The organism is Aeromonas allosaccharophila, from assembly GCF_016026615.1.
GTDB lineage: Bacteria > Pseudomonadota > Gammaproteobacteria > Enterobacterales > Aeromonadaceae > Aeromonas > Aeromonas allosaccharophila.
Genome location: NZ_CP065745.1, coordinates 336,468 through 361,920, shown reverse-complemented (window position 1 = coordinate 361,920; position 25,453 = coordinate 336,468). Strand labels below are relative to the sequence as shown.

Annotated in this window: 33 protein-coding genes and 1 other RNA gene; 6 read left to right on the top strand and 28 right to left on the bottom strand. The window is 59.0% G+C overall.

Annotated features, from left to right (window positions below):
* Positions 1 to 63 precede the first annotated feature (63 nt).
* The 14 genes from I6G90_RS01630 to I6G90_RS01565 form a co-directional block, all read right to left on the bottom strand.
* On the bottom strand, positions 64 to 972 hold the full coding sequence (locus I6G90_RS01630; RefSeq protein WP_197929449.1) for a Mu-like prophage major head subunit gpT family protein: 909 nt from the start codon (positions 970 to 972) through the stop codon (positions 64 to 66).
* A 44-nt stretch (positions 973 to 1,016) separates the two neighbouring features.
* The gene (locus I6G90_RS01625) at positions 1,017 to 2,165 is read right to left on the bottom strand and encodes a phage protease (protein WP_197929447.1); all 1,149 of its coding nucleotides are present in this window, start codon (positions 2,163 to 2,165) and stop codon (positions 1,017 to 1,019) included.
* Positions 2,166 to 2,388: 223 nt separating this feature from the next.
* On the bottom strand, positions 2,389 to 2,835 hold the full coding sequence (locus I6G90_RS01620; protein WP_197929445.1) for a phage virion morphogenesis protein: 447 nt from the start codon (positions 2,833 to 2,835) through the stop codon (positions 2,389 to 2,391).
* Entirely contained in the window at positions 2,835 to 3,038 is a 204-nt protein-coding gene (locus I6G90_RS01615) for a hypothetical protein (protein ID WP_230581610.1), read from the bottom strand. Before I6G90_RS01615 ends, I6G90_RS01620 begins: the two co-directional genes overlap by 1 nt.
* 32 nt (positions 3,039 to 3,070) lie before the next feature.
* Complete coding sequence (locus I6G90_RS01610) at positions 3,071 to 4,543, bottom strand: phage minor head protein (RefSeq protein WP_197929443.1); 1,473 nt, start codon at positions 4,541 to 4,543, stop codon at positions 3,071 to 3,073.
* Complete coding sequence (locus I6G90_RS01605) at positions 4,543 to 6,120, bottom strand: DUF935 domain-containing protein (protein WP_197929441.1); 1,578 nt, start codon at positions 6,118 to 6,120, stop codon at positions 4,543 to 4,545. Before I6G90_RS01605 ends, I6G90_RS01610 begins: the two co-directional genes overlap by 1 nt.
* Entirely contained in the window at positions 6,120 to 7,688 is a 1,569-nt protein-coding gene (locus tag I6G90_RS01600; RefSeq protein ID WP_197929439.1) for a terminase large subunit domain-containing protein, read from the bottom strand. Before I6G90_RS01600 ends, I6G90_RS01605 begins: the two co-directional genes overlap by 1 nt.
* Positions 7,688 to 8,263, bottom strand: coding sequence for a DUF3486 family protein (locus I6G90_RS01595; RefSeq protein WP_197929437.1), 576 nt, complete (start codon positions 8,261 to 8,263; stop codon positions 7,688 to 7,690). Before I6G90_RS01595 ends, I6G90_RS01600 begins: the two co-directional genes overlap by 1 nt.
* Before the next feature lie 2 nt (positions 8,264 to 8,265).
* Positions 8,266 to 8,562 carry a VpaChn25_0724 family phage protein gene (locus I6G90_RS01590; protein ID WP_005345917.1) on the bottom strand — a complete coding sequence of 99 codons (297 nt, stop codon included), beginning with the start codon at positions 8,560 to 8,562 and terminating at the stop codon, positions 8,266 to 8,268.
* Complete coding sequence (locus I6G90_RS01585) at positions 8,559 to 8,873, bottom strand: DUF2730 family protein (protein WP_016350122.1); 315 nt, start codon at positions 8,871 to 8,873, stop codon at positions 8,559 to 8,561. Before I6G90_RS01585 ends, I6G90_RS01590 begins: the two co-directional genes overlap by 4 nt.
* Positions 8,854 to 9,081 carry a TraR/DksA C4-type zinc finger protein gene (locus tag I6G90_RS01580; RefSeq protein ID WP_136501540.1) on the bottom strand — a complete coding sequence of 76 codons (228 nt, stop codon included), beginning with the start codon at positions 9,079 to 9,081 and terminating at the stop codon, positions 8,854 to 8,856. Before I6G90_RS01580 ends, I6G90_RS01585 begins: the two co-directional genes overlap by 20 nt.
* A 21-nt stretch (positions 9,082 to 9,102) precedes the next feature.
* A complete protein-coding gene (locus I6G90_RS01575; protein WP_005353373.1) occupies positions 9,103 to 9,324 on the bottom strand; it encodes a hypothetical protein in 222 nt (73 codons plus the stop codon).
* Positions 9,317 to 9,619 carry a hypothetical protein gene (locus I6G90_RS01570; protein ID WP_016350120.1) on the bottom strand — a complete coding sequence of 101 codons (303 nt, stop codon included), beginning with the start codon at positions 9,617 to 9,619 and terminating at the stop codon, positions 9,317 to 9,319. Before I6G90_RS01570 ends, I6G90_RS01575 begins: the two co-directional genes overlap by 8 nt.
* Positions 9,616 to 10,191, bottom strand: a complete 576-nt coding sequence (locus I6G90_RS01565) for a glycoside hydrolase family 108 protein (RefSeq protein WP_197929435.1) — start codon at positions 10,189 to 10,191, stop codon at positions 9,616 to 9,618. The genes I6G90_RS01570 and I6G90_RS01565 overlap by 4 nt, the downstream gene beginning before the upstream one ends.
* Positions 10,192 to 10,377: 186 nt before the next feature.
* Here I6G90_RS01565 and I6G90_RS01560 point away from each other — a divergent pair, with 186 nt between their 5' ends.
* On the top strand, positions 10,378 to 11,580 hold the full coding sequence (locus I6G90_RS01560; protein ID WP_197929433.1) for a tetratricopeptide repeat protein: 1,203 nt from the start codon (positions 10,378 to 10,380) through the stop codon (positions 11,578 to 11,580).
* Here the strand turns inward: I6G90_RS01560 and I6G90_RS01555 are convergent.
* Entirely contained in the window at positions 11,577 to 12,008 is a 432-nt protein-coding gene (locus I6G90_RS01555) for a Mor transcription activator family protein (RefSeq protein WP_197929431.1), read from the bottom strand. The two genes, I6G90_RS01560 and I6G90_RS01555, sit on opposite strands and share 4 nt — an antisense overlap.
* Before the next feature lie 113 nt (positions 12,009 to 12,121).
* Here I6G90_RS01555 and I6G90_RS01550 point away from each other — a divergent pair, with 113 nt between their 5' ends.
* Positions 12,122 to 12,415: a hypothetical protein gene (locus tag I6G90_RS01550; protein WP_134984303.1), complete on the top strand. Its 294-nt coding sequence runs from the start codon at positions 12,122 to 12,124 to the stop codon at positions 12,413 to 12,415.
* 1 nt (position 12,416) lies between these two features.
* Here I6G90_RS01550 and I6G90_RS01545 read toward each other — a convergent pair whose 3' ends face one another.
* From I6G90_RS01545 to I6G90_RS01490, 12 genes are all read right to left on the bottom strand, one after another.
* Complete coding sequence (locus I6G90_RS01545) at positions 12,417 to 12,869, bottom strand: gp16 family protein (protein WP_197929429.1); 453 nt, start codon at positions 12,867 to 12,869, stop codon at positions 12,417 to 12,419.
* Positions 12,869 to 13,135 (bottom strand): hypothetical protein, encoded by a 267-nt coding sequence (locus I6G90_RS01540; protein ID WP_197929427.1) that lies wholly within the window; start codon positions 13,133 to 13,135, stop codon positions 12,869 to 12,871. The genes I6G90_RS01545 and I6G90_RS01540 overlap by 1 nt, the downstream gene beginning before the upstream one ends.
* Positions 13,122 to 13,379, bottom strand: coding sequence for a hypothetical protein (locus I6G90_RS01535; RefSeq protein WP_068976970.1), 258 nt, complete (start codon positions 13,377 to 13,379; stop codon positions 13,122 to 13,124). The genes I6G90_RS01540 and I6G90_RS01535 overlap by 14 nt, the downstream gene beginning before the upstream one ends.
* A 45-nt stretch (positions 13,380 to 13,424) precedes the next feature.
* An RNA gene (locus tag I6G90_RS01530) (hammerhead ribozyme type II) lies at positions 13,425 to 13,494 on the bottom strand.
* 7 nt (positions 13,495 to 13,501) lie between these two features.
* Positions 13,502 to 13,696 (bottom strand): hypothetical protein, encoded by a 195-nt coding sequence (locus I6G90_RS01525; protein ID WP_197929425.1) that lies wholly within the window; start codon positions 13,694 to 13,696, stop codon positions 13,502 to 13,504.
* Between the two features lie 12 nt (positions 13,697 to 13,708).
* Positions 13,709 to 14,329: a DUF3164 family protein gene (locus I6G90_RS01520; RefSeq protein ID WP_197929423.1), complete on the bottom strand. Its 621-nt coding sequence runs from the start codon at positions 14,327 to 14,329 to the stop codon at positions 13,709 to 13,711.
* Positions 14,330 to 14,339: 10 nt separating this feature from the next.
* Positions 14,340 to 14,519, bottom strand: a complete 180-nt coding sequence (locus I6G90_RS01515; protein ID WP_029300298.1) for a hypothetical protein — start codon at positions 14,517 to 14,519, stop codon at positions 14,340 to 14,342.
* A gap of 19 nt (positions 14,520 to 14,538) precedes the next feature.
* Entirely contained in the window at positions 14,539 to 14,787 is a 249-nt protein-coding gene (locus I6G90_RS01510; RefSeq protein ID WP_197929421.1) for a hypothetical protein, read from the bottom strand.
* Between the two features lie 56 nt (positions 14,788 to 14,843).
* Positions 14,844 to 15,395: a transcriptional regulator gene (locus I6G90_RS01505; RefSeq protein ID WP_197929419.1), complete on the bottom strand. Its 552-nt coding sequence runs from the start codon at positions 15,393 to 15,395 to the stop codon at positions 14,844 to 14,846.
* Positions 15,379 to 15,969 carry a hypothetical protein gene (locus I6G90_RS01500; RefSeq protein ID WP_197929417.1) on the bottom strand — a complete coding sequence of 197 codons (591 nt, stop codon included), beginning with the start codon at positions 15,967 to 15,969 and terminating at the stop codon, positions 15,379 to 15,381. The genes I6G90_RS01505 and I6G90_RS01500 overlap by 17 nt, the downstream gene beginning before the upstream one ends.
* A 37-nt stretch (positions 15,970 to 16,006) precedes the next feature.
* Positions 16,007 to 16,729, bottom strand: a complete 723-nt coding sequence (locus tag I6G90_RS01495) for an AAA family ATPase (RefSeq protein ID WP_139747559.1) — start codon at positions 16,727 to 16,729, stop codon at positions 16,007 to 16,009.
* 42 nt (positions 16,730 to 16,771) lie between these two features.
* A complete protein-coding gene (locus I6G90_RS01490; RefSeq protein WP_197929415.1) occupies positions 16,772 to 18,985 on the bottom strand; it encodes a DNA-binding protein in 2,214 nt (737 codons plus the stop codon).
* Positions 18,986 to 19,393: 408 nt separating this feature from the next.
* On the opposite strand from I6G90_RS01490, the gene I6G90_RS01485 reads away from it, so the two are divergent.
* The 4 genes from I6G90_RS01485 to I6G90_RS01470 all read left to right on the top strand — a co-directional run bounded on the left by I6G90_RS01485 (position 19,394) and on the right by I6G90_RS01470 (position 24,732).
* Positions 19,394 to 20,140, top strand: coding sequence for a LexA family transcriptional regulator (locus I6G90_RS01485; RefSeq protein ID WP_197929413.1), 747 nt, complete (start codon positions 19,394 to 19,396; stop codon positions 20,138 to 20,140).
* Positions 20,141 to 20,616: 476 nt separating this feature from the next.
* Positions 20,617 to 22,344: a potassium/proton antiporter gene (locus I6G90_RS01480; RefSeq protein WP_058053650.1), complete on the top strand. Its 1,728-nt coding sequence runs from the start codon at positions 20,617 to 20,619 to the stop codon at positions 22,342 to 22,344.
* 43 nt (positions 22,345 to 22,387) lie between these two features.
* Positions 22,388 to 23,491 carry a beta-N-acetylglucosaminidase domain-containing protein gene (locus I6G90_RS01475; RefSeq protein ID WP_197929411.1) on the top strand — a complete coding sequence of 368 codons (1,104 nt, stop codon included), beginning with the start codon at positions 22,388 to 22,390 and terminating at the stop codon, positions 23,489 to 23,491.
* Positions 23,492 to 23,523: 32 nt separating this feature from the next.
* The gene (locus I6G90_RS01470; RefSeq protein WP_197929410.1) at positions 23,524 to 24,732 is read left to right on the top strand and encodes a cation:proton antiporter; all 1,209 of its coding nucleotides are present in this window, start codon (positions 23,524 to 23,526) and stop codon (positions 24,730 to 24,732) included.
* 73 nt (positions 24,733 to 24,805) lie between these two features.
* On the opposite strand, the gene I6G90_RS01465 is transcribed toward I6G90_RS01470, so the two are convergent.
* Positions 24,806 to 25,438: a LysE family translocator gene (locus I6G90_RS01465; RefSeq protein ID WP_042058111.1), complete on the bottom strand. Its 633-nt coding sequence runs from the start codon at positions 25,436 to 25,438 to the stop codon at positions 24,806 to 24,808.
* Positions 25,439 to 25,453 lie beyond the last annotated feature (15 nt).

Sequence of the window (25,453 nt, the reverse complement as noted above, 5' to 3'; positions counted from 1 at the left end):
AACCGGGGGTTAGACAGAGCCTGGCAGCTGTTTAACCCCGCTTTAAACAGGCATAACGCAGGGTTAGAGGTAGTCAGCCACCACCAGCTCCAACTTGCCTTTCAGCTCGTTGCTGCTGCTGTTCGACAGCTCTCGCTCCAGCATCTGGGTCGCCAGCTTCTCAAGGGAGGGGTGTACCACCAACATGGTGGCCTTCACCCCGAGCTTGCGGCCGCCATCAGCCTGAAACTCCCGCATCTTGGAGTAGGCATCCCACAGGTTGTCGGGGGTCAGCGCCCGCTTGTTGGCAAAGGCCAGCTGCCAGAAGCCAAAGCCTGCGGCATCGCGGCAATCGACCCCGTAGCGGAATTCCTTGCGGGTGAATACCGCTTCGTCATCGATCTTGGTCATGGCAATCAGCTGCGGTGACTTGCGATCCTGGAAGATGACCGGCTTGAGGGCGCGGCTGGTATCGAGCAGGAACCAGGGCTCCCCCTGATAACCTGCATCCACCACCACGTTGGCAGTCAAGACAGGGGTACCGGTGCCATCGGCCTTGGGATAGACAGGGTGATCGGTGTCGAAGAAATATTGGCCGTCATAACAAGGCGTGGTGAAGCCAGCACCGAGCAGACCGAAACAGAGCTCATCGGGGTGAATACCCGCCGAACGGCCCATCTCGGCAAACATCGGCGCGTAGATACCCAGCTCGTCATCTTCGATATCGTTGCGATCGACCGCCACGGTGGCCTCAAAGTCTTCGTTGACGATCTGGTAACCATGCGCCTTCATCGACTCGATCACCCGATCACCGACCCACTTGCGCAGGTTGGGGAACTTGCCTAACCAGCCATAGGTGTTGGACTTGGTGGTCGATTTGATCACGGTAGCGATCTTGGTGTACTGGGCAGGCGCTTCACTCTTGGCGTCTTCAAAGTTCTTCTTGAAGCCGGTGAAGAGGGACTGCAACAGCGCGGATGTAATCATGGCCATACGGGTGTTCCTTCTCTGGATAAATGGCGTGGTAGGGTCTGCGCTTAAGCCTGCTTGGCCTTGGCAAACTCCTCGTGGCTGATACCGAGCTGGTCGGCGGCATACTTGTCATCCGCCGAGAGCACCGCATCCCCCTTCTTCTCTGGCAGGGTCACCTGGGTGGTCTGGCTGGCGGACAGTGCGGCAATCGCCGGACGGGGATCCAGCAACGCCTTGAGGGCTGCCACCCCTTTCTGGGCGGCATAGGCGGTCAAATACTCCTCTTCGGCGGCCACCACCTTGCCCTGGGTGCGGGCTTCCTTGATCAGGGTTGCGGCATCCGTGGTCTCCACCTTGGCGCTTAAGCTCGCCACCTGGGCAACCAGGGCGTTATAGGTCGCCACCGGCACGAATTGCGCCAGGTCAATCTGGCCACCCTGTTGCACCGGTTGGGCTTTGAGAGCAGCCAGGGCGGCTTCAGCGCTGGCGGTTTTGCCTGCCGCGCTTTGCAGGGTATCGAGGGCCGACAGCGCAGCCTGCCCCTGTTCGACGGTGAGCTCGCTGCCCTCTTCTACCTGAATGCCCAGCTTGGCCAGCAGGGCGAGCATTGCCTCGTTCATGGGTATCTCCTTGGTTACAGTGGCCAACTGGCCGGATTGATTGGTCTTGGGAGGTAAAGCACTGAGAGCTGCCAGAGCCTGCATACCCACCACACCGGGATCATTGGTGATGGCGGCCATCCGCAGTTCCAGCGGGCGGCCCTGGGCGTCATAGGGAAAGACGGCAGAAAGGAATCGGTACTCTTTGGCGGCCACCATGGCAGCCGCACGATCCGTCCAGCGCGGTTTGATAAAGAGGCCCTGCCCCTCGCGCCATTCGATCTCGTCACCGTTGTACCAACCGGCGGCAGGAGCCTCCTTGCCAGTCTTTTCGATATGGAGGGTCTGGTGGTCGTAGTCGATCAGGATGTCTTGCCCAAGGGCTTTGGCACGGGCAATCAGAGCAGCAGCAATCTGCCCGTCCAGTTGCCAATGGCCACTCGCCACATCGAACGGGCGACCATCACGAGCCTTGAACGGGCCGACCGGCAGCAACTGGTGCCAACCGTCGTCGCTCGGGCCAAGGGCTGCATCGAGCACGGCCAACCCCAGGGCGATTGGTCTTGCATTCAAGATGGCCACGGCAATGGCGGAACTGGTGGCAGATAGGGGCATCACTCTCACTCCGGCTGGTCACAGCAAACCTCATTGCGGCCAGTGTCATCGAACTGAGAATTGGGTGGGGTTTATGGTGGGTTACTGCATCACGGGATGGATCGGAGGGTAAGCTGGGGGGCGGCGATACTGTTTAATGGTGTTTAAACTCCATTTTCCTGACCTATTCAGAGGGTAGACATGCCATCGTAGCCGCAAGGGGGCACCAGAGGCGCCCAGAAGCTCACGGAGCCTCGATGACCAAATATCCCTCCAGCGTCTCCAGCACGCTCTGTTTATCCCCTTCTGACAGCCCCAGAACACGGCGCTCTGGCAGGTTGATCTCTGGGCGCCCGAACTGGTGGGCGGCACCGTATACCATGGGCGTACCAAAGTAGAGGGCCTGGGGATCAACTTGATAGTCGAGGGTATCGCGCAGATCGTCGTTCAGACGCAGCACCTCATCGGCATGACGCGGCTTGCGGGCACGGTACTTCTCCGAGAGCGGGGCCCAGGGCTCACCTTCCGGGTTCTCTTGGGCATCCCAGCGATCCCGGTGCGACAGCAGCAGCCCTTCCCCTATATCTGCCAGCGGTTCGCTCAAGTCACCGGTTTTCTGATAGAGCTTGGCCAGCAGCTCAAAGGCATCGGCCACCCCGTGGTGGCTGATGGCGATAAAGATACCCGCCATCAGAACTCATCCTCAAAGGTGGTCATATAGTGCAGCGCTTCCTCATCTGCATTAGCCATCGCGGCCTCCCAGAGATCTCCCATCAGGTCAGCTTCCTCATCACGGGCTTGCTCACACAGGGCATCCAGCGCCTTGGCTTGCGCCAGGGTAAAGGGGCCATCCTGTGCCAGCAGGGCGCTGGCTTGTTCCAGCAAGGTCATCATGTCGCTCCTTTATTTTTTGCTCTCCGGGGCCACTAGCGGCCGCCCTTGGTAGTGGCAGCTGTTGCCTTGGCCAGCATGGCTTCCACCCTCTTGGCCAGTTCGGGAAAGTGCTCCAGCATGGATTCCCTCGCCAGCACCCAGGCGGCAAACGCCTCGGCAGCCATCTCTTTGCCATTGGTTCCGGCATATTCGGTAATCAGGCCGATACCGGTGAGATTGGGCTCCCCGGCCCAGAAGTGAACCTGATGGCCGAGCTCATGCAACCAGGTCGAGATCCGCTGGGCCGATTCCCCCAGTTTATCGCCTACATTGGCCGACACACTCCAATGACGGCGCAAGGCTTCACCACTGGCGCCTCTTGGCATTAATTGGCGCGGGCCGCGATTAGCGTAGGCATCAGCCAACACGTCGGCAGCCGCAGCTTGTACCGCCTGCATATCCACCGTCTTTAAAGTATCGCCCCCCTTTACCTTGATAACCAGATGATCCCAGCTGGTTGCGGTAAAGCCGTTGACCCTGCTGGCCCGGCGCGAATAGTAAAAGGAACGCACCAGATAGGGATCTTTGCCCAGGTAATCAGCAATAGCCTGGGCAACCTTGAGCCCTGCCGCGCCCTTCCCCATTTCGGTCTGCTTGATAAACAACGTTTTGACCGGATGCACCTTGAGGAACGCCGCCAACGGTTCGCGCTGGGGGGCTGGCAACTTGGCCAGCAGCTCACTCAAACCCTGTGCAGTGACACCTTTAACGCTAGAGAAGGCGCTATCCACCATCCGCTCTGGCAGCCTCTCGGCCAACGCTGGCTTGGCCGCTTCGCGCTTGGCCACCACCTTGGTCAGCTCTGCCGGAGTCTGGGGGCGATAATCAAAGCCGGGGTCGATACCTCTGGGGATCTTGTGCAACTCCCCGGTGGCCTTGTCCACCCACTCATATTCGCCATCATCCGGGGCCTTACCCAGCACCAAGCCGCGCCGCTTGAGATCGGCCTCGGAGAGCAAGAACTTCTTGCACTTGCAGCCATAGCCATTGCTCGGGCTGTGTGTCTCCCACCAGGGGTGATCCACCGGCAGCACCAGGTTGTTCCACTTGAGGTGCAACTCCCTGGGGTGCTCGGAGTCCCCATGACGATAGAGCGCATAGGGGCGTTTGTGCTTGATTCGCTGGATCTGCTCCTCACGCCCGGCGTTATAGCTCTGGCGCAGGTTGGTCTCGAAGATGACGCGGGAGCGCCACGACGCCGGGCCGGTATGTTCCCAACCGTGGCGGGCCACAATCTCCTTGAACGCCTTCTGAAAGGCCCCGATGGATTGCCCTTCACTGATCGCCTTGTCTACCGCCCCGCGCAAATCAGCCAGCAGATCCGTTTTGGTGGCCCCCGCCACCATAAAGGCGCGGTTATGGGCATCGCGCCACACATCGGCCCAGCGTTCGCTCGGCATATCGAGCTTCTGGCGAAAGAAGGCGATCGCCTCAGCAAAGGGCAAAGAACCATAGCGAACGGGCATCAGCGCCCCTCCTCCATCTCAAGCATGCCGAGCAGCTCGCTGGCGGCGATGGCTTGCGCCATCAGCGCCCCCAGTTCGTCATGGCTGAGCTCTGGTTCCAGTGCCAACAAGCCATCCCGGATCTCTTCCAGGGTAGTGGCTTGCATCACCAGCGCCTGGACAGCATCGCTCATCCCTGCCAGCAGAGGGGCCGCCTCGGCCTGCAGCCGGGCCAACTGGGCATCGTTGTTATCCCCCTTGTCGGCCTCACCTTTACTTGCAGCCAGCGCGGCCAGTCCCTTTGCCTTGAGCGCGGCCTCTCCCTGCCCGGCCTGTTTGTCCACAATGATCAGTACCTCTTCCCCCTCTTTGGGGGCCGGGATCTGCAACTTATCCCGCACCCACTGCGCCGGGATCTGCATTCCCATCCCCACCAGGGCCCGCAGTGGATACGCCAAATCGCGCATATCCTCCGGCTCGGTCACATCAAACTCCAACCGGGGGCAGCGGCGCGGCCCCTGGTAGCTCTTGCCGTTCAGGGCATAGAGCGGATAGACCAGATCGCGGCTCAGGGTAGCGGCCAGCTGACGCAGGTCGGCATCCCGTACCTCCTGGCGCACCTCGTTATGGACATTGCCCAGGGCATTGGTCGAGCTCTTGCCATCGGCCTGTGAGGTCAAGGTGCCCCCCAGAATAGCCTTGCTCATGGAGCGCTCGCACCAATCCATCATCACCACAAAGGGATCAGCCTGACCACTGGCGGCATTCTGGAACTCAATCTCCATCCCGCGCGGAATAATGCCCCCGGCGTTATGACCGATGGAGAGCACCGCCTGCAGCAGGGTGGCCTTCTCTTTCTCGGTCGCCCCTTCCGGGTATTTCCCCAGCCGCACCGGCAGGCCGTAGATCTCCAGAAACTCGGCGAGATCCCGCACACTGTAGTTCTTGAACAGGAACGGCCAGACCAGGGTGCGGACAAGGCCGGTGCGGGCCAGATACCCCGATTTGGACTTGGCCTTGTGCAGCAGCCAGCCAAACGGGTTGAGAGCAACCCCTTCCTGGCTGCCGTCTCGCAAGCGCAGCTGATTGCGATCGTCCGGGTGGGTCTGGAACCAGGCGGGATCACGCCAGATGATACCCTTGGGGATTTGTAGCCCCTCGACCATCTCCCAGCCGCTGAACTCCTGGGCACTGAACCCCTTGAGGATCCCGTCGGTGGCGTCAAAGATGGCATCATCCAACCAGGTGAAGTCCTCCAGCAGCTCCCGGATAAGCTCGGCATCACGCTTCTCGGCCGGGGTGGCGTTGCGGGGTGGCTCGATTGTCCAGCTCACCCCAAGCAGGGCACGGCGGCGTTTGCCGAGCTCGCTCTGCAGGTGGGCATCCTTCTCCTCCATGTCTTCGGCCAGCTCGCACTGGGCGATCAGGCCCCCTTCCTCGGCCTCTTTCAGTGCAGCAGCCGCTTTGCCTGGGGTCAGCCCGATGGTCGGATGATCGCTGTAATGACGGCGCAGCTGGGCCAACTTGGCATCGTTCTCGGTCTGCGGCTCTTTTTCCAGGCTCATGGCTTTGCCATGGATATCAATGATCCTGCCCATTACCAGGCTCCTCGCTCATATCGGTGATAGTCATCGTTGTTGTCGCTGCCATGGTCATCACGTTTACCTGGTAGTGGGGTGAACTCGATGGCGCCCCCCTCCATCCAGCTGGCCCGCACCGCCATGGCCAAAGCCACCGCAAAGTCACCGTGGCGCTGTTGGCCCCCTTGGCCGGTGTTCTTGCCCTTGTCGATCTTGGGGATGCCGTTGATGACCTGGATTTTCCCCAAGTCATCCTGCACGTCTGCATGGCGCGGGATGGTCAGGTTGCCATCCTCAAACTCTGCCTTGAGCTTGGGCATCCACTCCCGATACCAGGGGTCATTGAGCATCACGCACTCGATCATGCTGGCGCCCCAGCGCAGTCTGGCAGCCTCTGCCAGATAGCCGCCGTTACCGGTGGCATCGAAGGCCGCCGCCGTGAAACGGTGCAACCCCTGCAGCAAGTAGAACAGGATCTGGCGCTGACTCTCATAGGGGGCATTGACCAGCTCCACCACAAAGGGCACCTGTTTGCGCAAGTTGGTGGTGATGGAGAGCGGAACGAACACCGACAAGTCCCCTTTACGGGCGAAGTCCTCCCCCAGCACATGGCGACAATTGCGATCGAGCGCTTCCAGACAGGGCTTGAGGTTCTCCTCGCACCAGATATCCACCACTGCCTTGCGGGTCTCCTCGCTCTGCAGTTCGAAATCTTTGGGGGCGGTAAAGCGCAGGATGGGGATATCCGGTTGCATCGCCCGCTCGATCAGGGTGCGCTTGATATAGACGCCGCTGCTCTGCTTGGGTACGCAGAAATACTCCTCAAGGGCATCCTCTTCGGTGGCGGTGGCCTTGAGCAGCCCCGCCTTCCAGGCGTCCTCTGCTTCCAGTGTCCAAAGGCCGCCCTTGACCTGGCAGATCCGGCGATAGAGCCCTTGGCGGCAAGCATCGTCCAGGCTGATGGTATGGATGGAATACGCTTTGCGGCCCGCTCGGCTGTCGTTTATCAGCTGGTTAAACAGGTTATCGACGCCGTTATGGGTACTGATCAACCGCACCTTGGCCCCCCACATGGTCAGCGCCATGGCGGCCTTGAGCACCTCGGCCAGTCGGTCGTGGAATGCGGCCTCGTCGATGGTTACATTGCCCTGCATCCCCCGCAGGTTGGAGGGGTTGCTGGAGAGCGCCTGCACCTTGAAGCCCGAGGCGAAATAGACCACGAAGGTGAGGATCGCCTTATCCTCGTCGTCGGTGAACACCTCCTCCTGGATCTCTCCGGCAGCCTTGTTGTACGCCTTGGCCCACATCGCTACCGCATCGATAAACTCGCGGGCCATCTCCTTGTTGCTACCCACATAGAAGTGGTGGCAACCCCCGGCCGTCTTGGTCTTGGAGGCCGTCAGGGCCGCGTCAGCTGCCTCCGCCCAGGTGATACCGGTGCGGCGGCTCTTCTCGGCAATCTTGAGCGGGCTCTCGTCAGCAATCCAGATGCGCTGGTATGGCAGCAACACCTCGTCAGGGTTGTATTCGGTACCCAGGGTCTGGGCCAACTGTTGGGCGATAGGGGTCTGAGCAAGGGCGGTCATCAGGCAATCCCCAATATTTCGCGGCGTATCTCGGCGGCGGCTTCACCACTCAAGCCCGCCTGAGTCACAATGGCTTCGGTCTTGGCGGCGATCTCTTCGGCAAATGCCTGGCGGATCTCTTTCTCCCGCTTGTGACTCTGCATCGCGGTCGATTCGAGCCGCTGGGCCGCCAGCATGGCGTTTTTCAGCATGTCGATATCCACAGCCTCCTCCGGGTTCTGCACCTGAGCCAGCATCGCCTTGAACAGCTGGGAACGACCCAGCTCCAGAATGAGCTTGGTGGTCTCCCCCATCGGCTTGTCGCCAAGCTGGGAGGTCAAGGCGGCCGTGGTTTCACGCAAATCCCGCAGGTGCTGGCCAACCTGTTCAACCTGGCTGGCATGACGGCTCAACCCGGAGCGGGAGAGCTTGAGATCATCTGGCAACCCCGCGTCCTCGATCAGGCCGTTGATCTCATCCAGAATGGCGGCCTGGCTGTTGCCCTTATCCCGCAGCATCTCGTTGAGCGCGTTGCGGATAGACTCAGGCAGCAGCCACACCTTGCTGGCGCGGCCTCGGGTCGGTTTATCGGCCATGGTCAATCCTCCGCTCGGGGCTTCTTAACGCCGGGTACCGTTGCCCGGCCCTCTGCCGCGTCCTGGCCCCGACCGGTCAGGTGAGCCACCTGCACCGTGGCCAGTCGCTCGATGCGTACCAGCCCCTGCTCTTCCAGCCAGGCAAGCAAGGTCTTAACCCGATCCCGCGTCACCCGGCCGGTACCCAGCTGATCGAGGCAGTCATTGAGGATTGACTCGTTGGCGGCACCACCGATATCCAGCAGGGAGCGCAGGATCACCAGTCGCTGCTGGGCGTCCAATATTTGTTGAATGCTCATGGCTTCTCCTTCTGTACGGCGGCAAGCTCATTTTCCAACAGCAGATCGGCAAGGCGGCGGGCTTGACGCAGCTCCGGTTTGACCTCCCGCAACTCCCCCCGCAGCTCGCTGATCTCCAGCTGCAGCTTGTGCAGCTCACGCTCGCTTGGCAGATCAGCCAGTACCTGCTCCACCCGCTGCACTCTCTGCACCAGGGCTGTGAGGTCTTCGCGCTTGGCGTAGGTCTTGGAGAGCAAGATGATGACCACCAGCCCAACCAAACTGGCCAATGCATAAAGAGGCCCCCAGTTCTTAACGATGAATTCCCACACGGGTCGCCTCCTTGCGCTCATACAGGGTCTGGCACTCGATACAGCGCTCGGCACCAGGCTCGGCTGCAAGGCGGGAGGGCGGAATGGCTTCGTCACAATCGCAACAGATACCATCGCCGTGTGGCCTTGCCCTGTTCTGGTGGGCTTCGATAATGCGCCCAGTCCGATCGGCATCGGCCAGCTGGGCACGGTCTATGAGGTTTGTCACATGACCTCTCTCGTATGGCTACTAACGGACGGTATGGGTCGCCTTGATGCGGCCCCAGATGGCGAGCAGGCCACCCACCGCACTGGCCAGATCCACCAGGGTGGATGCCAAGCTGGCTTGGGTACCCGCATCGACCGGCACACCGAACAGGCCCGCAATACCGGCCCCCACGGCAATCACACCACCGATCACGGTGCGGCTTTTGAAGGCAGACTTCGCTTGAGGTAACAGGGAATCAGGCATGATGGACTTCCTTTTGTTGAGGTTGGGAATGACGGGCACGGGCCCGCAGGCGATCCAGTTCGGTCACCGAACGCCACCCTTTCTCGAACAGGGATTGACGGGTCTTGTGGTGGCTATAGAGCGGGATCGCCTTCGGGTCAGCGATCTGATTGGCCAGAGCGGCCTTGAGATGGGCTTTGCGCCCATCCTTGAAGCAAGCGAGATAACGGGGGTTCTTGAGCTCAGGAATACCAAAGCAGCCCGCAGCCTGGATCGCGGCCGCCGCCTGCTGTTGCTTGATGGTCAGCACGCTCATGCCACCACCTCGCCAACCACGTCGGAAAGGAGGTAGCTCTGCAGACGCAGCAGCCGGTTGATCCAGCCATCGGCATTGGCCCACTGGCTCGGGTCTTTGCGCACAATGCCGTGCATGAAGCTGGCCCGCTGCATCATCAGCGCCAGCAGGAACTGGCCCTCGCCCTTGGTGCCCAGTTGCTGCTTGAGCCTGCCAATCGACACCGGGCCAAGGCGACCATCTGCCATCACCCCCAAGACCTGCTGCAGCTGTTGAATGGCGCGTTTCGGCCCGTGATGCACCGCTGCATCAAACACGGCGATAGAGAGGGCCGGGCTTAAGCTCGCAATCAGGTCACAGCGGGCGGGCGCCCAGTAGTTCTGGCGGTAAAAGGGCTCGGTATGGGCCGGGGTCAAATCACCGATAGCGATATCGGGTACCCCATCCCGATCGAGGTCGGCCATGCCGTCCTTCTTGCCATCGGCGGCATCGGCGATGCCGTACTTGGTATGGCCACCACGGTCAGCGGGATGGTTGACTTCGCCCCCTTCCACATCGGGACGAAGCAGCCATTTAAGTGCGAGTGATAACATAAAGGCCCCTCGGTGAACTGCGTTATCAGCAGCGTACCGAGGGGCCTCTATGGCATGGGTTTATGGTCTATTACTACTTTAAAAACAAATTACTTAATTAAAGTAGCCAATGACATTTCGTGATGTTAGTCACGCTGACGGCTATCCGTCATTGTATAATGTTATTATTTTCGTTGAGACACATTAATGAATTTTTCTTTCAACTGGTTTTATCTAAAAGAAGCCTTAATTTCAAAGATCCGGGCGCTGAGTTCAAAAAAATACTCCGCCCGTTCACAAAATATTAACTATGTAACCCCGGAACCCCCATGCCCTGAATTCTCAGGGGCTGATGAACTGACGGAGCCCCCTATCTGGATAGAAGAAAAGTCCAGTTATGAGCTCGCTTGGGATTATGCCTTGGGAAGAAACGTCGACAAAAATTTAGATCTAGCAATGGAAAAAATGCAAGCTATTTTAAGGAATGGTTCTGGCGAGGACTGTTTCAAGGCATCTCAGGCATTTTGGATTAGTGATGTGTTCCCTAACAACCCAATTCTCTCTATCGAGTTTTTAAAAAGGGCCTATGAATTAAACTTCAACGTTGCCATGTCATCAAGAATGATAGGCAATTTTTATAGAAACAACCTCGGTGACATCGACAATGCAATAGCATGGTTCACAGCATCCTGTGAACATAACGACAGTTATTCTGCCTATGTATTAAGCAACATATACTCTTCTCTTGAGAAACATGACCTTGCCTTACAATGGATGATCAAGTCAGCGAAACTTGGTGACCATACTGCAGAGTATATGGTTGGTTTTTTCTATGAGCAGGGTCAAGGAGTAGCACAAGACTACCATGAAGCATTTCATTGGTATGAAATAGCAAGTAATTACAAGGAGAAAGAAGCAACAAAAGGTCTTGCCAGATTATACAAACATGGCAAAGGAACTGGACTTTCTATCAGCAAGGCAGAAGAGTTATACACCAGTATCAATGCTCATTGGGAATTAGCCTTGATGCACTTAGAGTTAAACAACAATGAGAAGGCCATTGAGCATTTACTTAAATTGCCTTACGATAAAGATGCTATGTCATTGTTAGGCTCTACATATTGTCACTATCCAACTAACAACCCTCAATACCATAAAGCTATTGAACCTTATGAAATTGCAGCAAAACTTGGTGATCATGGTGCCATGTATTCTCTTGGTAAATTGTATTTCAGTGGTAATGGGATACCAAAAAACTATAAAAAATCATACTTTTGGTTCAGTATTGCACAAGCCCATGGTAATTTAGCAGCAAAGGAAATGGTATTAACCCTAGAAGAAAAACTATCACAAGATGACATTTCATTAATTCAGGATAGAACCGCTAATTTTTATAAAGACCACTATTAACCATTGCTAAAAGGTAGCGTCATTTGATGGGCTAGTCTTGATAATTTTCTCTGCTCCGCCACCACCGCATAGGTCTGCGGTACCGAGAGACCATGCTTGCGGGCCAGTTGGTCGATATTGCGGCCGTTGAACTCATCCCAGATCGCCCTGTCCCGCAGTGCGGCCTTGAGATGATCCCCGGTGGGGATGTAGTAGGCACGGCCCCCCATGTAATGGGCCTGTACCAGCGCCAACTTGCGGGCCTGTGCCTTGGCCTGCTCGGGCCCCATCCCCCCTCTTACCAGTTCGCAGGCCAGCACATCTACCAGCTCGCTCAGGGCTTTGGGCCATTTGGCCGTCAGTTCGGAGGCCGGGATCTGGTCGAGGCGATCGACCAGTTGCCCCAACGAGGCATGATCGTCGGCAAAGAGATCCTGATTTTGTTCCATGACTCCCCCAGCAAAACAGAAAAAGCGGTGCGCCGATTAGAACACAGGCCATTTTATGCGCACATTTTTTAGCGCATACTGAGTCCCTCGTTATCAAAGGGAGATTGAGACGAATGAAATGGAGCGAACGATTGGTTGAATGGCTGCTGGATCTAACGGTGAAAAGCCAGCGAGACCCCAATGCTCTATGGCCTGCGGTCATTGCTTTTATCATTGCCTTTGGGTTGGCTATTTTCCCTGCGTTCTTAATCAGCAACCTTCCAGCTCAAGGCCCGATGCGAGATGGGATGATCGATATATTGCAAATCATCTGGGTCGCCTCGTCAGTAGTTGGCCTGATCATTTTAGCCAAAGGGGTAATGCTCACCATGGCTCGACTAGAAAAAGCAGGGCGTATTCCCGATTAACTCAGGTACGGCTGTTCCACTTTTTCAGCGCCTCCAGCACTTTGACGGCCAGAGGCGCATCCAGCCAGCCCACCTCGGCAACCCCTACCCCGCCGTTTAAACGGGCAGTCATCCGTTGCACCCAATGGTTTAATGCGGTTTCCGAACCATCCCTGATGATGCCAAGGCGGGCCATCTCGCACCAGATGGCCCTGATCTTGGCAATTTCATTGACCCTGAGATGACTACCGGCCGTCGGACTCAGCCGTCTGTTGGCTGCATGGCGAGCCGGTTTGGGAATAAAACCCGCCGCCTTGAAAGCAGCCAGCACCTGTTCCAGCTCCTGCTCGTTCAACAGGGCGGCGCTACGCTTGCCGGTATGGCTGGCCAGCAAGTCGCGGTAACACTCGTCATCGAGCGCCAACGCTCGGCGCCCCACCTGTACCAACCGGATCAGTCTGCTGCGTTTATCCATCACCTATCCCCTCCCCGTTCTGCCTTGCTGTAATGGTGCTGCTCGGCCACTCTCAGCTGTTGGTAGTGCTCGTTGAGGCACCCCCGACACCAGCTGGAGAGCCGGGTGGCATCGCTCGCCACACCAAAAAACTCGGTATCCCATGGCCAGAACTCGCCACAACGGGGGCAACGCTGCTCCAGCCCCAGTTCGGTGATGCAGGCCCGACCGCTTTGCAGACGGCGAGCCAGAATATGGGGGGCCAGCAGGGGGCTATAGATGGCCATGGCGATCCCCGGTTCCGTGTACCCCACCACAATCTCTGGCCGATTTGGCCTGTTGCAGCTCGGCCACCAGTTGCCAGCGCATCTGGCAGGCTTCTCCGGCCAGCGCATGAAAACCACGGGCGCGCGCCTCTTTATCAAACTGTTTGAGCTGTTTGCACACAGCCCGTTTGTCAGCAGCTACCAGTGCAATGGCTGCGCTGCTGAATATCTTGGTAAGTCGAATATCCATCTCTGTTTTGGTCATCGCCGTGCTCCTTGTATCAAGACGGTGAAGACCTGGGCCCAGATCGTTTGGTTGCTCATCAGTACCCGGCCACCACACCGGGCAGACAGGGCGGCATCGTCGCCCTGTTTCGCATCAGGCTATTACTCAAACTGCAGTGGCGTCCCCCCTTGATACTCCTCGGCATTGAGGGGTGCAGGGCCCAGACCCAACGCCCAGAGCAGGGTGGCCTTGATGCCATCCTCATAGGTGTCGTCGGGGTAGCAGGTGCCCTCGGTTTCGGTGATCTGCTCACAGAGCAGCAGTTGCTCCTCGGCCATATCCACGTTGATTTCCATCGCGCTCCTCCTTTACAACTTGGCCAGATCCAGGCTCATCTGGATGTAACGCCCCTGGGCGTCACGCTCGTAGAGCCGCAGATATTGGCTGGTGCCGGTCACCTGGATGGCATCGACAGCGGCTTGCATGGCCAGCAGCCAATCCGGGTCATCGATATTGAGCTGGCGCAGGGAGAGCACCTGATTCACGTCGATATGACCGCTTTTGGATACCCGAAAGGCATGGTCTACCAGAGCGCGGATCTCGCTGCTGGCGCCATCGCTCCAGCGTTCGATGCACTGGTCAATCAGCGCTTTGGCGGCCTGGATCCGTTCATCAAATTTGCGGTGCTCCCCCACCGCCCGAATAAGCTTGTAACGGCCATCAAAACTGAGCAGGGTCACATTGCCCTTGGTACCGCCCCATGCCACGCCGTACTGCTCGGCGGAGAGATCCACAAAGTCGGCGATCTGTTGCATGGCGCCAATCTTGAAGGCGGCCAGCTGTGCGCGTTGCTCGCGAGCAGCGGCGATAATGGCCAGCACCACTTCGTCGCGCAGCTTGTCTGCCGGGGCGATCAGGTTTTCCGGTACCCAGTGCCCCTGTGCGTTCTGGCGCATCGGGGTTGTGCTGGCGGTTTGTGCTTCTTGCATGGGCTTCTCCTTAATGGATCTTGTTGCTGCCGGGCACCGGAGGGCACATCACGGCGCTGTACTGCTCTGCTGTCGCGCTCGCCAGCTCCTCCTGATGGGTCGCGCTGCAGAATTCGAGAAACTTGGGTAACTGGCGCAGTACCACCCGCGCCAGCGCCTCGTCTTCTATCTCAAGCTGGATCTTGCTCATCTCATCCCCCTTGCTGGTTTCAGGATTTTTGGCGCCAGTGGAGCAGGCAGCCGCCAAAGCGCACCAAGGCGACTTCACGCACCACGCCCGCCAGGCATTCGCGGCTTAACACGGCGCGGGCCTGCATCTCTTTGGGCAGTGGCCCGGTAACAGCCAGCAGCGGGGTATGGCAAACCCGACTGGTGCGAACGTCATATCCCTTGGCCGTCAGCCAATGGCTGAGTTGCTCGGCGGTCTTTTGCAAATTGCTGTGCAGATGCTTTTTCATCCCGTTCTCCTTGTGATCTCGTCACCGGGCCCACCGCGAAAGAGCCCCGCCAACCCTTATTTGCCTTCTTGCTTGTCGAGCAGCCGGTTGTATTTGATCCCCATGATTTTCAGCTCTTCGGCCAGCAGCTCACTCAGAATGCGCAGGCTGCTGCTGGCATTGTCGCCATCGCTTTTAGCCTGACGGCGCAATCTGGAGAGGGTGGCCTCGGCGTCATAGCGCGCGGCTTTCTGCTGGCCACTGCCCTGCTCTACCGATAACCGCATCGGGCGGCGCAGTTGCTGCGCCTCGGTCAGCTGGCTATGGGGGCAACCGCTGCGGCATGCCTTCCAGAGCTTGATATCCATCGGACTGCTGCCCACTTCGCTCGGGCCACGGCGTTGGTGAGCGAGACACTGATGAGCCGGGATATCCCCCAAGATCGGGCACCTCACCTTGTTGCCCATCAGGGCCCCTTCCACCAATGTCCGTACCCTTGCCATATCGCCGGGATACTTTTCGTTGCAGACCTGGCTGATGGTGGTGCGAGAGAGCCCGAGCTTCTCGGCCACCAGGGCCAGCGAGCTGGCCGCCACTTCGGCCTGCAACACCTCAAGCCACGTGTCCATGCTCACCCTCCTCAACCAGGAATGGATAAAGCCGCTGCTGGTTCTGATCCCAACAACCGTTTTTGCGAACAATCGGGGCATAGCGACCGGTATCGCGCACCAAAACGTACCGACTTGGCATGTGTTTATCTGAGCAGGTTGAATTCAACCGTTTGAGATACCCCGTGTTTACCAGCGCATGGAGGTATCCGGCGACGGTGTGAACCGTAGCCCCGCTTGACATGACCAACCCCGACTTGCTGACCGTTTTGTTGATCTTCATTGAGTTCCACATCTTCTGTTGTCGGCTTTTCATCGGGGCATGCCGCTTTTCATTGGTACTCACAGGCTCGGCGCCCCACCCCGGCGGCATGCTTGAGATTGCGGTCTGATTGACTCGGTAATACCGGGTCACCCCCTGACAACCAATCAGCATTAAGTGACCGCTTTCGTGCCACTTTTTGACCAGCCTGCTGGCGTAATTTCTGGTTACACTGACCTGCTTACTTAATAAAACAGAATCAAATTCAAACCCTTGGGTAATCCATAACCAGGCTATTTCTGTTTTGTTTTTATTAGCGCGACTTCCCACCACTGGTATCCCTCCCGTGCTTTGCTATTTGGGTCGAACGCTAGCGACAGCGGCGTACGTCCTGGAACAGCTCGCTGGCGTCTACATCTTCCAGACGGATGATGCGAGCATCAGAGGCCATCGCCATTTTCTCGATCTTGTCCAACGCAGTGACAATGGTGCGCACCATGCCGTTGGAACGTTTTCGGATGAGATCCAGCAAGGCTTCGTCAATCTCCACATCGACCTCCAGCATTTCGCTGGCAAAGAGGGCTACGTCTTCCAAGTCGGCGGCCTTGAATTCAATCCACTGGGAGATGCGATTAAACAGCTGCTTGCGTTGGCTGATGCGGCGGGCAATCTCTTCCATCCCGACCAGGATCAGGGGTTGTTCGGTGGCATCGTAGATATCGCGAAGGGTCTCCATAATGCGGGCATTGCCAATCACGTGATCCACCTCGTCAACAAACAGCACCAGCTCCTGCGCCCGCACGGCCTCGACGATACCGTCGATCTGGGCGCGTAAGCTGTGACGCGGAGCCAAGCCGATCTCGCGGGTGATGCCATCCATCAAACTGGTGAGCGTATCGGCCTTGTAGCAGCGCACAAACACCCCATTCACCTCATCCTGATTGAACAGCCACTCTACGGCGGTGGTCTTGCCAAAGCCGGTAGACCCATGCACCAAACCGATTCCCGGCACCATGCTGGAACGGTTGAGCAGGTTGTCGAGCAGTTGCTCGGTCTTGAGCATGTTTTTGACTTCAACGATCTTGTGTTTCATAGTGGTTTTGTCCTTTGTTTTTGGGCCTTTTCGGGCTACTCGCTAACCTTTTGCCTGGGTGCGGCGGGTAGCCCGAACTTCATCCAGATGGCGGTTAATGCGTTTTGCCATCAGCTTGTGGCTGTAGAGGTATCGGGTCAGCCACTCCTTCTCCCGCTCTGTCAGCGGGGTATCCAGCTCCCGCTCTGCCAGATAGATGGCTTGCTCATACTCGGTCTTGAGTGCTCTCGATTCCTGCCCTGCGGTGACTTGCGCCCGCTGCGCTTTCGCTTCTCGTCTGGCTTCTATGGCGGCCAGTTCTGCCGCATTGAAACGGGCGGGTTCAGCGGGCGTTGAGACCCCTGTGAGCGCGGCCAATGCCGGGTTATCGAGGGTGAGATCGCGACTGCTGAACGCTTCAATACCCTTGCCCTGATCGACGAAGTGGCGCACCACATCCTGATGGAGCTGGTCGATGCCAAAGGTCTTGGCAAGGTTGCGCATCTCGCGGCGAAAGCTGGCCAGCGCCTTGGCATCGGCTTTTTTAGCCGCCCGGAAGGCATCGGGGCTGATGCCATTGCCCAGCAGGTCGATGTTGATGGCCTCGATCCGCTCATTCCAGTCGCCGGTGCGGTACAAGATGGCGCGGCCCACATCGCTCGGATCGAGAAAGACGCTGACCCGCTGGCTCTTCCAGTTGTGCTCCAGCAATTCGGGGGCGCTGTATTTGAGGCCACCGGCCTTGATAAAGCCTTTGGAGACGGTCGCCTCACCGATATGGTTGAGCAGCAGATCCAGCGCAGCTTCATCGGGAATGGCGCGGCGCTGATAACGGGCCAGCTGGTACTTTTCATTGGGGCTGACCCCGAGGGCACTGTGCTTGCGGTTGTGGTAACGGGCGTCGAGCCAGTTATCGAGCAGGGTTTGCAGCTCTGCAGCCGTCATGGCCAGCTCGTAGATCTCTTTTTGCGCATCCGGTTTGCGCTTCTCCTCCAGCCGCTGGGCAAAGCTCTTGCGCGCCTCGATCACCTGACGGTCTGCCACGCAGTGGCCGATATAGGAGGGCAACAGCTCGATCAGGCCGTGGCTCAAGGTGCGGAAAAAACGCTCGATATGGGGTTTCTCCCACCCCGAGTAGGCGTTGGAGCGGCTGACGTTCATACCAAGTAGAGTGCAGATGGACATGACCCGCTGGCTCACGTAATCAGAGCCGTTATCAGTGCGCATCACGCCGTTATCGTTGAGCGTGCCCCAGGCCAGCAGGGTCTTGCGCAGCAGCAGGCAGATCCCCTCGCTCGATGAGCTCTTGGCCACCAGCAGACGAACACGACGGGTATACACGTCGATCACTGCGATGATGCTGTGGCGACCATCCACCAGCATGGCATCGACCGGGGTGCTATCGAACTCCCACACGTCGTTGGGCTGGGCCATCCAGGGGTACATCTCCTCGATCGCGCTGCGGTATTTGTTGTTGTAGGCATCCGGGTTGGTGGTGTAGGTAAAGGCCACCTTGTTCTCTGCCAACCATTTCACCATCCAGCGGCGCAAGGAGGATTGGCTGGGGATCTGCCATCCCAGCTGATTCATGTCGCTGTATTGGCTGGCCAGTTCGTGCAGCGCCCCCCACTTGTTGGCCAGATGGGGCTTGGTGGTGACCAGTGCGGTGAGAAACTGGGCCAGATCCGGGCTCTGTTCGACGGTTGATGGCCGCTCCCGCTGATAGTTGCCAGCCAGGGCTGCGGGGCCTTCGTCCGCCAACGCACTTTGCCAGCGGCGCAGGGTGATCAGACTGAATGGCTTTTGCCTTTCATAAACGCTGACAGGCAGGGCGAGAGTGCGGGCACGGTATGCCTCGATAAAGGCACGGCGACCCACCTCCCCTTGCTGGCAAGCGTGATAGGGGGCCAGGAAGATATCGGCGGCCTGCAGGATCAGCAGTCTGGCATCGACCTTCTGGCGAGCCCCCTCCCCCAAAGTCAGCAATTTGCGGCCTGCCTCCGGTTTGACCGGCACCTCACGCGCCAGCAACTTGGCCATGGCCTTGCCACCCGCAGCATGGTCAGTCACCGCATGACCTTGTGCGGCCACCGCTTGTTCTGCCAGGTAACGGCGGGTTTCAATCGGCAGTGAGCCAGTGTGGTATTCGGCCCCTTTGCCTTTCTCGCGCTTGCGGCTTTGCCACTCTTCACGCTCGGCCTTTTTACGCACACCATCGGGGTAAGCGGGCATGCCGACCAATCCGGCCAGCGCCTGGGCGGTGTACCAGGTGCTCATTGGTCACCTCCCAGTAGATCGATCCCCAGCGATTCGGACAGCAGGGCCATGATGGCGCGGCTTTCCCGACGCTTGGGGCTAATCCCTCTGGCCGGAGCATAGTGTTTGATGCAACGCTGCACAGCTCGGGGATGCAACCCTTTAGCGCGGGCCCAAGCAGCTTGGGAATATCCGCATTTTATGAGCTCAGCCCTGATCCACTCTGGTGTTTTCCCTGACATACTCACCCCGTTTCGGTATCATCAAGTGTCGCAGCGCGTATCTTCGTCATTCATAAAAGAATGATTTTATGTCGCGGTGCGTCACATATGAATGATTGATCACCCCAAAAAGATTGACAAGTCTTTTTGTGCGGAATTTTTTGTCTATCGACTCACCAGCATTAGCCACTAGCCGAGAATTCCTTGTATGTCAGAGCGTTATGAAGAAAAACCACAAGCAGCACAAAAAGACGGTGAGGTATCTTTTCTGACGGCGGGAATGGATACTTTGAGTGACCGTCTGGATGAGCTGCGCGGGAGCTTGAGCTACAAGGCATTTGCCGAACTGGTGGGGATGAGTGAGTCGGGGATGCGCAAATACTTCCCCCCGTTTAATTCACTGCCCACCATCGACAAGGCGCTGCGCATCGCGCGGACGTTCAATGTGAATCTGGAGTGGCTGGCCACCGGTCAGGGCCCGAAACACCCCGATGGAATGGCCGAGCAGATGGTGCAACGTGAGGAGTTTGATGAGGAGTACGCGCTGATCGATGGCTACCATGTCACCGTCAGTACCGGCCATGGTGCGTTTAATGATGATCATGAGGTTAAACGCAAGCTGGCCTTCCGCCGCAAGTGGCTCACGTTTCGCAAGTTAAACCCGGATCACCTGGTGGTGGTCTTCGCCAAAGGCGACAGCATGGAGCCCACCATCCACTCTGGTGACTCTATCCTGGTCGATATCAGCAAGAATCAGATCGAAGATGGATCCATCTTCGTGTTGCGCTTGGGAGAAGAGCTCTACGCCAAGCGCCTGCAGAAAAACTTCGATGGCGGGATCACCATCATCAGCGACAACCGCGATGATTACCCCCTGCAGGTCGTTCCAGCCAACCAGCTGGAGAACCTGGCCGTGATCGGTAAGGTAGTCTGGGCCGGGCACGATTTCTTTTAACGAGACACTCTCACAAGTGAGGCTATCTCACTTGTGCAGCTCTTAAATCCGGATTTAAACCACCACCAGCTGTCACACAAAAGAAAAAACAGGCGCCAGCCTGTTTTTCATTTTCAGCGCATCCCAATCGGCTGAGCGTACCAACTTTTCATTTTGCGCTTAAACAGCTTGGTTTAACCGCATCACGCTACAAGCCACGCCATTCCTGAGTTTGTCCCGCCATCTCCCACTTGTTTTCACCAGCTCCCGGTTTTTCATTCTTGGTGGTGGGTTACACCATTACACCCCGTCTTCTCACCCTGAGATCAACGCTCTTTTGGCTCCGCTTTCGTTCACCTTGTCGCGACCATCATATGGCGCGGGCATGAGGTGAAAAATGTAAAAAAATGCAAATTGATGCACAATCAAGCCACACAAGGGGGGCCTAACTGCATATAATGTGCCTACTTTGCACATTACCAGGAAGGAGTTCGCCCTTGGATGCCGCTACCATCAACAGTTTCTTTTTTGTCGCTGCCCTGTTGGTGGGAGCCAGCGTACTGTTGAGCGCCCTCTCTTCCCGCCTCGGTATTCCCATTCTGGTTATCTTCCTCGCCGTCGGCATGCTGGCCGGTGAGGATGGCCCCGGTGGCATTCACTTCGCCGACTACTCCATCGCCTATCTGGTGGGCAACCTGGCACTCGCCATCATCCTGCTCGACGGCGGCATGCGCACCCGGGTCTCCTCGTTTCGGGTCGCGCTCTGGCCTGCGCTATCGCTCGCCACGGTCGGGGTGGCCATCACCACCGGCCTGACGGGTCTGGCCGCCGCCTGGCTGTTTGACCTCAGTCTGATGCAGGGGATGCTGATCGGCGCCATCGTCGGCTCCACCGATGCAGCGGCGGTCTTCTCCCTGCTCGGCGGGCGTAGCCTCAACGAGCGGGTGAGCGCCACCCTGGAGATAGAGTCAGGCAGCAACGACCCCATGGCGGTGTTTCTCACCGTCACTCTGATCGAGGTGCTCGCCACCGCCCAGCAGGGGCTGGATGCGGGCTTCCTGCTGCTGCAACTGGTCAAGCAGTTTGGCCTTGGCGCCGGGATCGGCCTTGGCGGCGGCTGGCTGCTGTGGCGCCTCATCAACAGCGCCCGCCTGGCGCCGGGGCTCTATCCGCTGCTCACCGTCAGCGGCGGCCTGCTGATCTTCGCCCTCACAACGGCGGTCGGTGGCAGCGGCATTCTCGCCATCTACCTCACCGGTCTGTTGCTCGGCAACCTCTCCCTGCGCAGCCGCAGCACCACATTGTCGGTGCTGGACGGCCTGACCTGGCTCAGCCAGATCGGCATGTTTCTGGTGCTGGGGCTGCTCGCCTCCCCCCACAAGCTGCTGCCCATCGCCCTGCCCGCACTGGCGCTGGCGGCCTGGATGATCCTGTTTGCCCGCCCGGTGTCGGTCTGGATCGGACTGCTACCGTTCAAGAACTTCGCCCCGCGCGAGCGCTGGTTTATCTCCTGGGTTGGCCTGCGCGGCGCCGTGCCGATCATTCTGGCGGTGTTCCCCATGATGGCGGGGCTACCCAACGCCCAGCTCTACTTCAACGTCGCCTTCTTCGTGGTGCTGGTCTCGCTGATTTTGCAGGGCAGCTCGCTGCCGCTGGCCTCAAAACTGGCGCGGGTGGAAGTACCGGCCCCGCCGTCTCCCATCAACCGCTCCGGGCTCGAGATCGATCTCGACAGCCAGTGGGAGACCTTCGTCTACCAGCTGGGGGAGGAGAAGTGGTGCATCGGCTCGCCACTGCGGGATCTGCAGATGCCCGCCGGCACCCGGATCTGCGCCCTGTTTCGCGGCCGCGAGCTGCTCCACCCCTCGGGCAGTACCTGCCTGCAGGCCGATGACATCCTCTGCGTGATCGGCCACGAACGTGACCTCCCCGCCCTCGGCCAGCTGTTCAGTCAGGCGCCGGAGCAGGATCTCGGCCCCCGCTTCTTCGGCGACTTCCTGCTGGAAGCGGACGCACGAGTGGTGGATCTCGCCCCTCTCTACGGACTGGATGTGAGCGAGGTGGCGGATCAGACACTGGGCGATTTTATTGCCAGCCAGTTGGGCGATAATCTGGTGGTCGGTGACAACATCGAATGGCAGGGCCTGATCTGGACCGTGGCCGAAATGGACGAGAGCGTGCCGAGCAAGATCGGGGTGCGCTTTCAGGAAGAGGACCCGGTCTGACCGACCGTCCCGTATCAAGTCCCCAGCAAGAAGGGAGAGAGTTATGCCATATCAAAGTTTGCTGTCCGGCCCCCTGCCCCCCGCTGCCAATCTGGGGGTCATTGAAGGCTTTTTTGGCAAGGGATGGAGCTGGCAGGCCCGCGCCCGCTACGCCCAGTGGCTGCCGCGCCACGGTTACGGCTTCTATATCTACGCCCCGAAAGAGGATGGCTATCTGCGCAAGCACTGGGCCCTCCCCTGGCCCGAGCAGCAGCTGACGGATCTCGCCGAGCTGGCGCGCCAGTGCCGCGCCAACGGGCTCGCCTTCGGAGTGGGCTTAAGCCCGATGGGGGCGCACCACGACTACGATCGCAAGCGCCCGGCGCTGCTCGAAAAAGTGCGCCTGATCGACGAGATGCTCCAGCCCGACATTCTGGCAGTGCTGTTTGACGACATGAAGGGGGATACCCCGGACCTGGCCCGGCACCAGCTCACCATCGCCCACGATATCGCGGCTCACAGCAAGGCGACCCGCCTCATCTTCTGCCCCAGCTATTACTCGACCGACCCGGTGCTGGAGAAGGTGTTCGGCGCTATGCCTCCCCGCTATCTGGAGGAGCTTGGCGAGCAGCTCGACCGCCGTTTCGAGATCTTCTGGACCGGCCCCAAGGTCTGCTCGACCGAGTATCCGGCGGTACACCTCAAGCAGGTGACCGAACTGCTCGGCCGCAAGCCCTTCCTGTGGGACAACTACCCGGTCAACGATGGCAGCAAGGCGAGCAGCTACCTCCATCTGCGCGCCTTCGAGAACCGCCCCGCCGAGCTGGCGGAGCTGGTCGCGGGCCACGCGGTCAACCCGATGAAGCAGGCGGCGCTGTCGGCCCTGCCGCTCGCCACCCTGCCGATGAGTTACCGACTCGGCAAGCAGTACGATCCCGACAAGGCGCTGCACGCCGCCCTCAACGCCACCTGCGGCCCACAGATCTCGGCGATGATCGAGGCCGACCTGCCGCTGTTTCAGGATCTGGGGCTGGCGCAGCTCACCCCCGAGCAGATTGCCGCCCTCAAGGCGCGCTACCTGCCGTTTCGGGATCAAGCCTGCGTCGACGAAATCGTGCGCTGGCTCGACGGGGAGTATGTGTTCGACCCCGACTGCCTGACCGACTAAACCGCCCCTGCGGGGGGCAGAAAGGAGGTTGTATGGATGCACACCTGCTTTACCAGAACCTGGCGGTGATCGCCGCTTTCTTGCTGGTCTATAGCCTGATTGCCGGGCGCTTCGAATCAAAACTGGTCAACGGCCCCCTGCTGTTTATGCTGGCGGGCTGGCTGCTGGGGCCGGGTGGTGTGGAGCTGATCGCCCTCTCCATCGACAGCGATGGCATCAAGCTGCTGGCTGAGCTCTCGCTGGTCATCGTGCTGTTCAACGATGCCGCCAACACCAACTGGCAGGTGTTGCTGGCCAACCGGCAACTGCCGATCCGGCTGCTGCTGATAGGCCTGCCCCTCACCCTGGTCTGTGGCGCCCTGTTTGGCCACTGGCTCTTCCCCGATTTGCCACTGCTGGAGATGGCCATTCTCTCCACCATACTCGCCCCCACCGATGCTGCGCTCGGCAAGGCGGTGGTCAGCAACCCGGCCGTACCGGCACCGGTGCGTGAAGGGCTCAATCAGGAGAGCGGCCTCAACGACGGTATCTGCGTGCCAGTACTGCTCCTGCTGCTGGCCCTTATCGCCCCCACCGAACAGCACGCAGGCACCGCGACGCTGGCCATTACCCTGATACTGGAGGAGATCGGCATTGGCCTGCTGGTTGCCTTCGTGCTGACCAGCCTCACCATCCGACTGCTGAAAATCTCCTATCTCAACGGTTGGCAACTGCCACTGTGGCGTCAGCTCACCATGCCGGGGCTGGCCCTGCTCTGCTTCGCGCTGGCCCAGAGCCTGGGTGGCAGCGGCTTTATCGCTGCCTTTGTCGGCGGCCTCTTTATCGGACGCAGACTCGGTGAACACAAGCACGCCTATATGGACAGCTGCGAGGGGTATGGCGACCTACTTTCTGTGGTGATCTGGATGGTGTTTGGCGCCACTCTGCTCCCCATGCTGCCGGAGCTGATGCACTGGCAATACTGGCTCTATGCCGTTGCCAGCCTCACCCTGCTGCGGATGGTGCCGGTCTGGCTGAGCCTCATCGGCACCGGCCTCAAGCCAGAGCTCAAGCTCTTTATCGGCTGGTTCGGGCCACGGGGCCTTGCCAGCATCGTCTTTGCGGTGATGGTACTGCAAAACCAGCCGGCGCTGATCGGCCAACGCCCCATCATCGCCACCGTGCTCTGCACCATCATATTGAGCGTGTTGCTCCACGGCCTCACCGCCAACCCCTGGGTCGAGCGCTTCAAACCTCGCTGAGCCAGGCCGCGCCCATAAAAAATGCCACCGCAAGGTGGCATTTTTCTTTGGTGGCGAGGGTCACTGACGGCGCTCAACCAAGCGCCAGCCAGACCCCCACTCCCAGCATCAGGGTACCGGCGATGCGGTTCATCAGGGTAACGTTACCGCTCCTGGCGAGGAAGTGGCGCAAGGTGCGGCCACCGCTGGCGTATAGCAGCAGACAGGAGAACTCGATGACCAGGATCAGCGCCACCAGCGCGCTGATCTGCGGCGCCATCGGCTTGTCGGCAGAGATAAACGGCGGCAGCAGAGAGATCATAAAGGCCCACCCCTTGGGGTTGGCGATGGCGGTGACAAAGCCCTGCACCGCCAGCCCCATGGCGCTGGTCTGCTGACCGGCCGAGAGATCCGCCGGAATGGCCATCTTCCCCTTCGCCTGCCACATCTGGATGCCGAGCCACACCAGATAGGCGCCCCCGACATATTTGAAGGCGGCGAAGATCCCCGGATAGTTGAGCATGATGGCGGCCACCCCGATCACCGACAGTACCGAGACCAACCCTACCCCGATCAGCTCCCCCCACATCATGTGCAGGGTACGGCGCACACCCAGGCTCATCCCCAGCGTCATCGACAGGGTCATGCACATGCCGGGGGTCACCGAGACAAAGAAAAAGGTCGGGATAAACAGAGCCAGAATGGCCGGATCGATCCAGCTGGACACAACACACCTCCATGG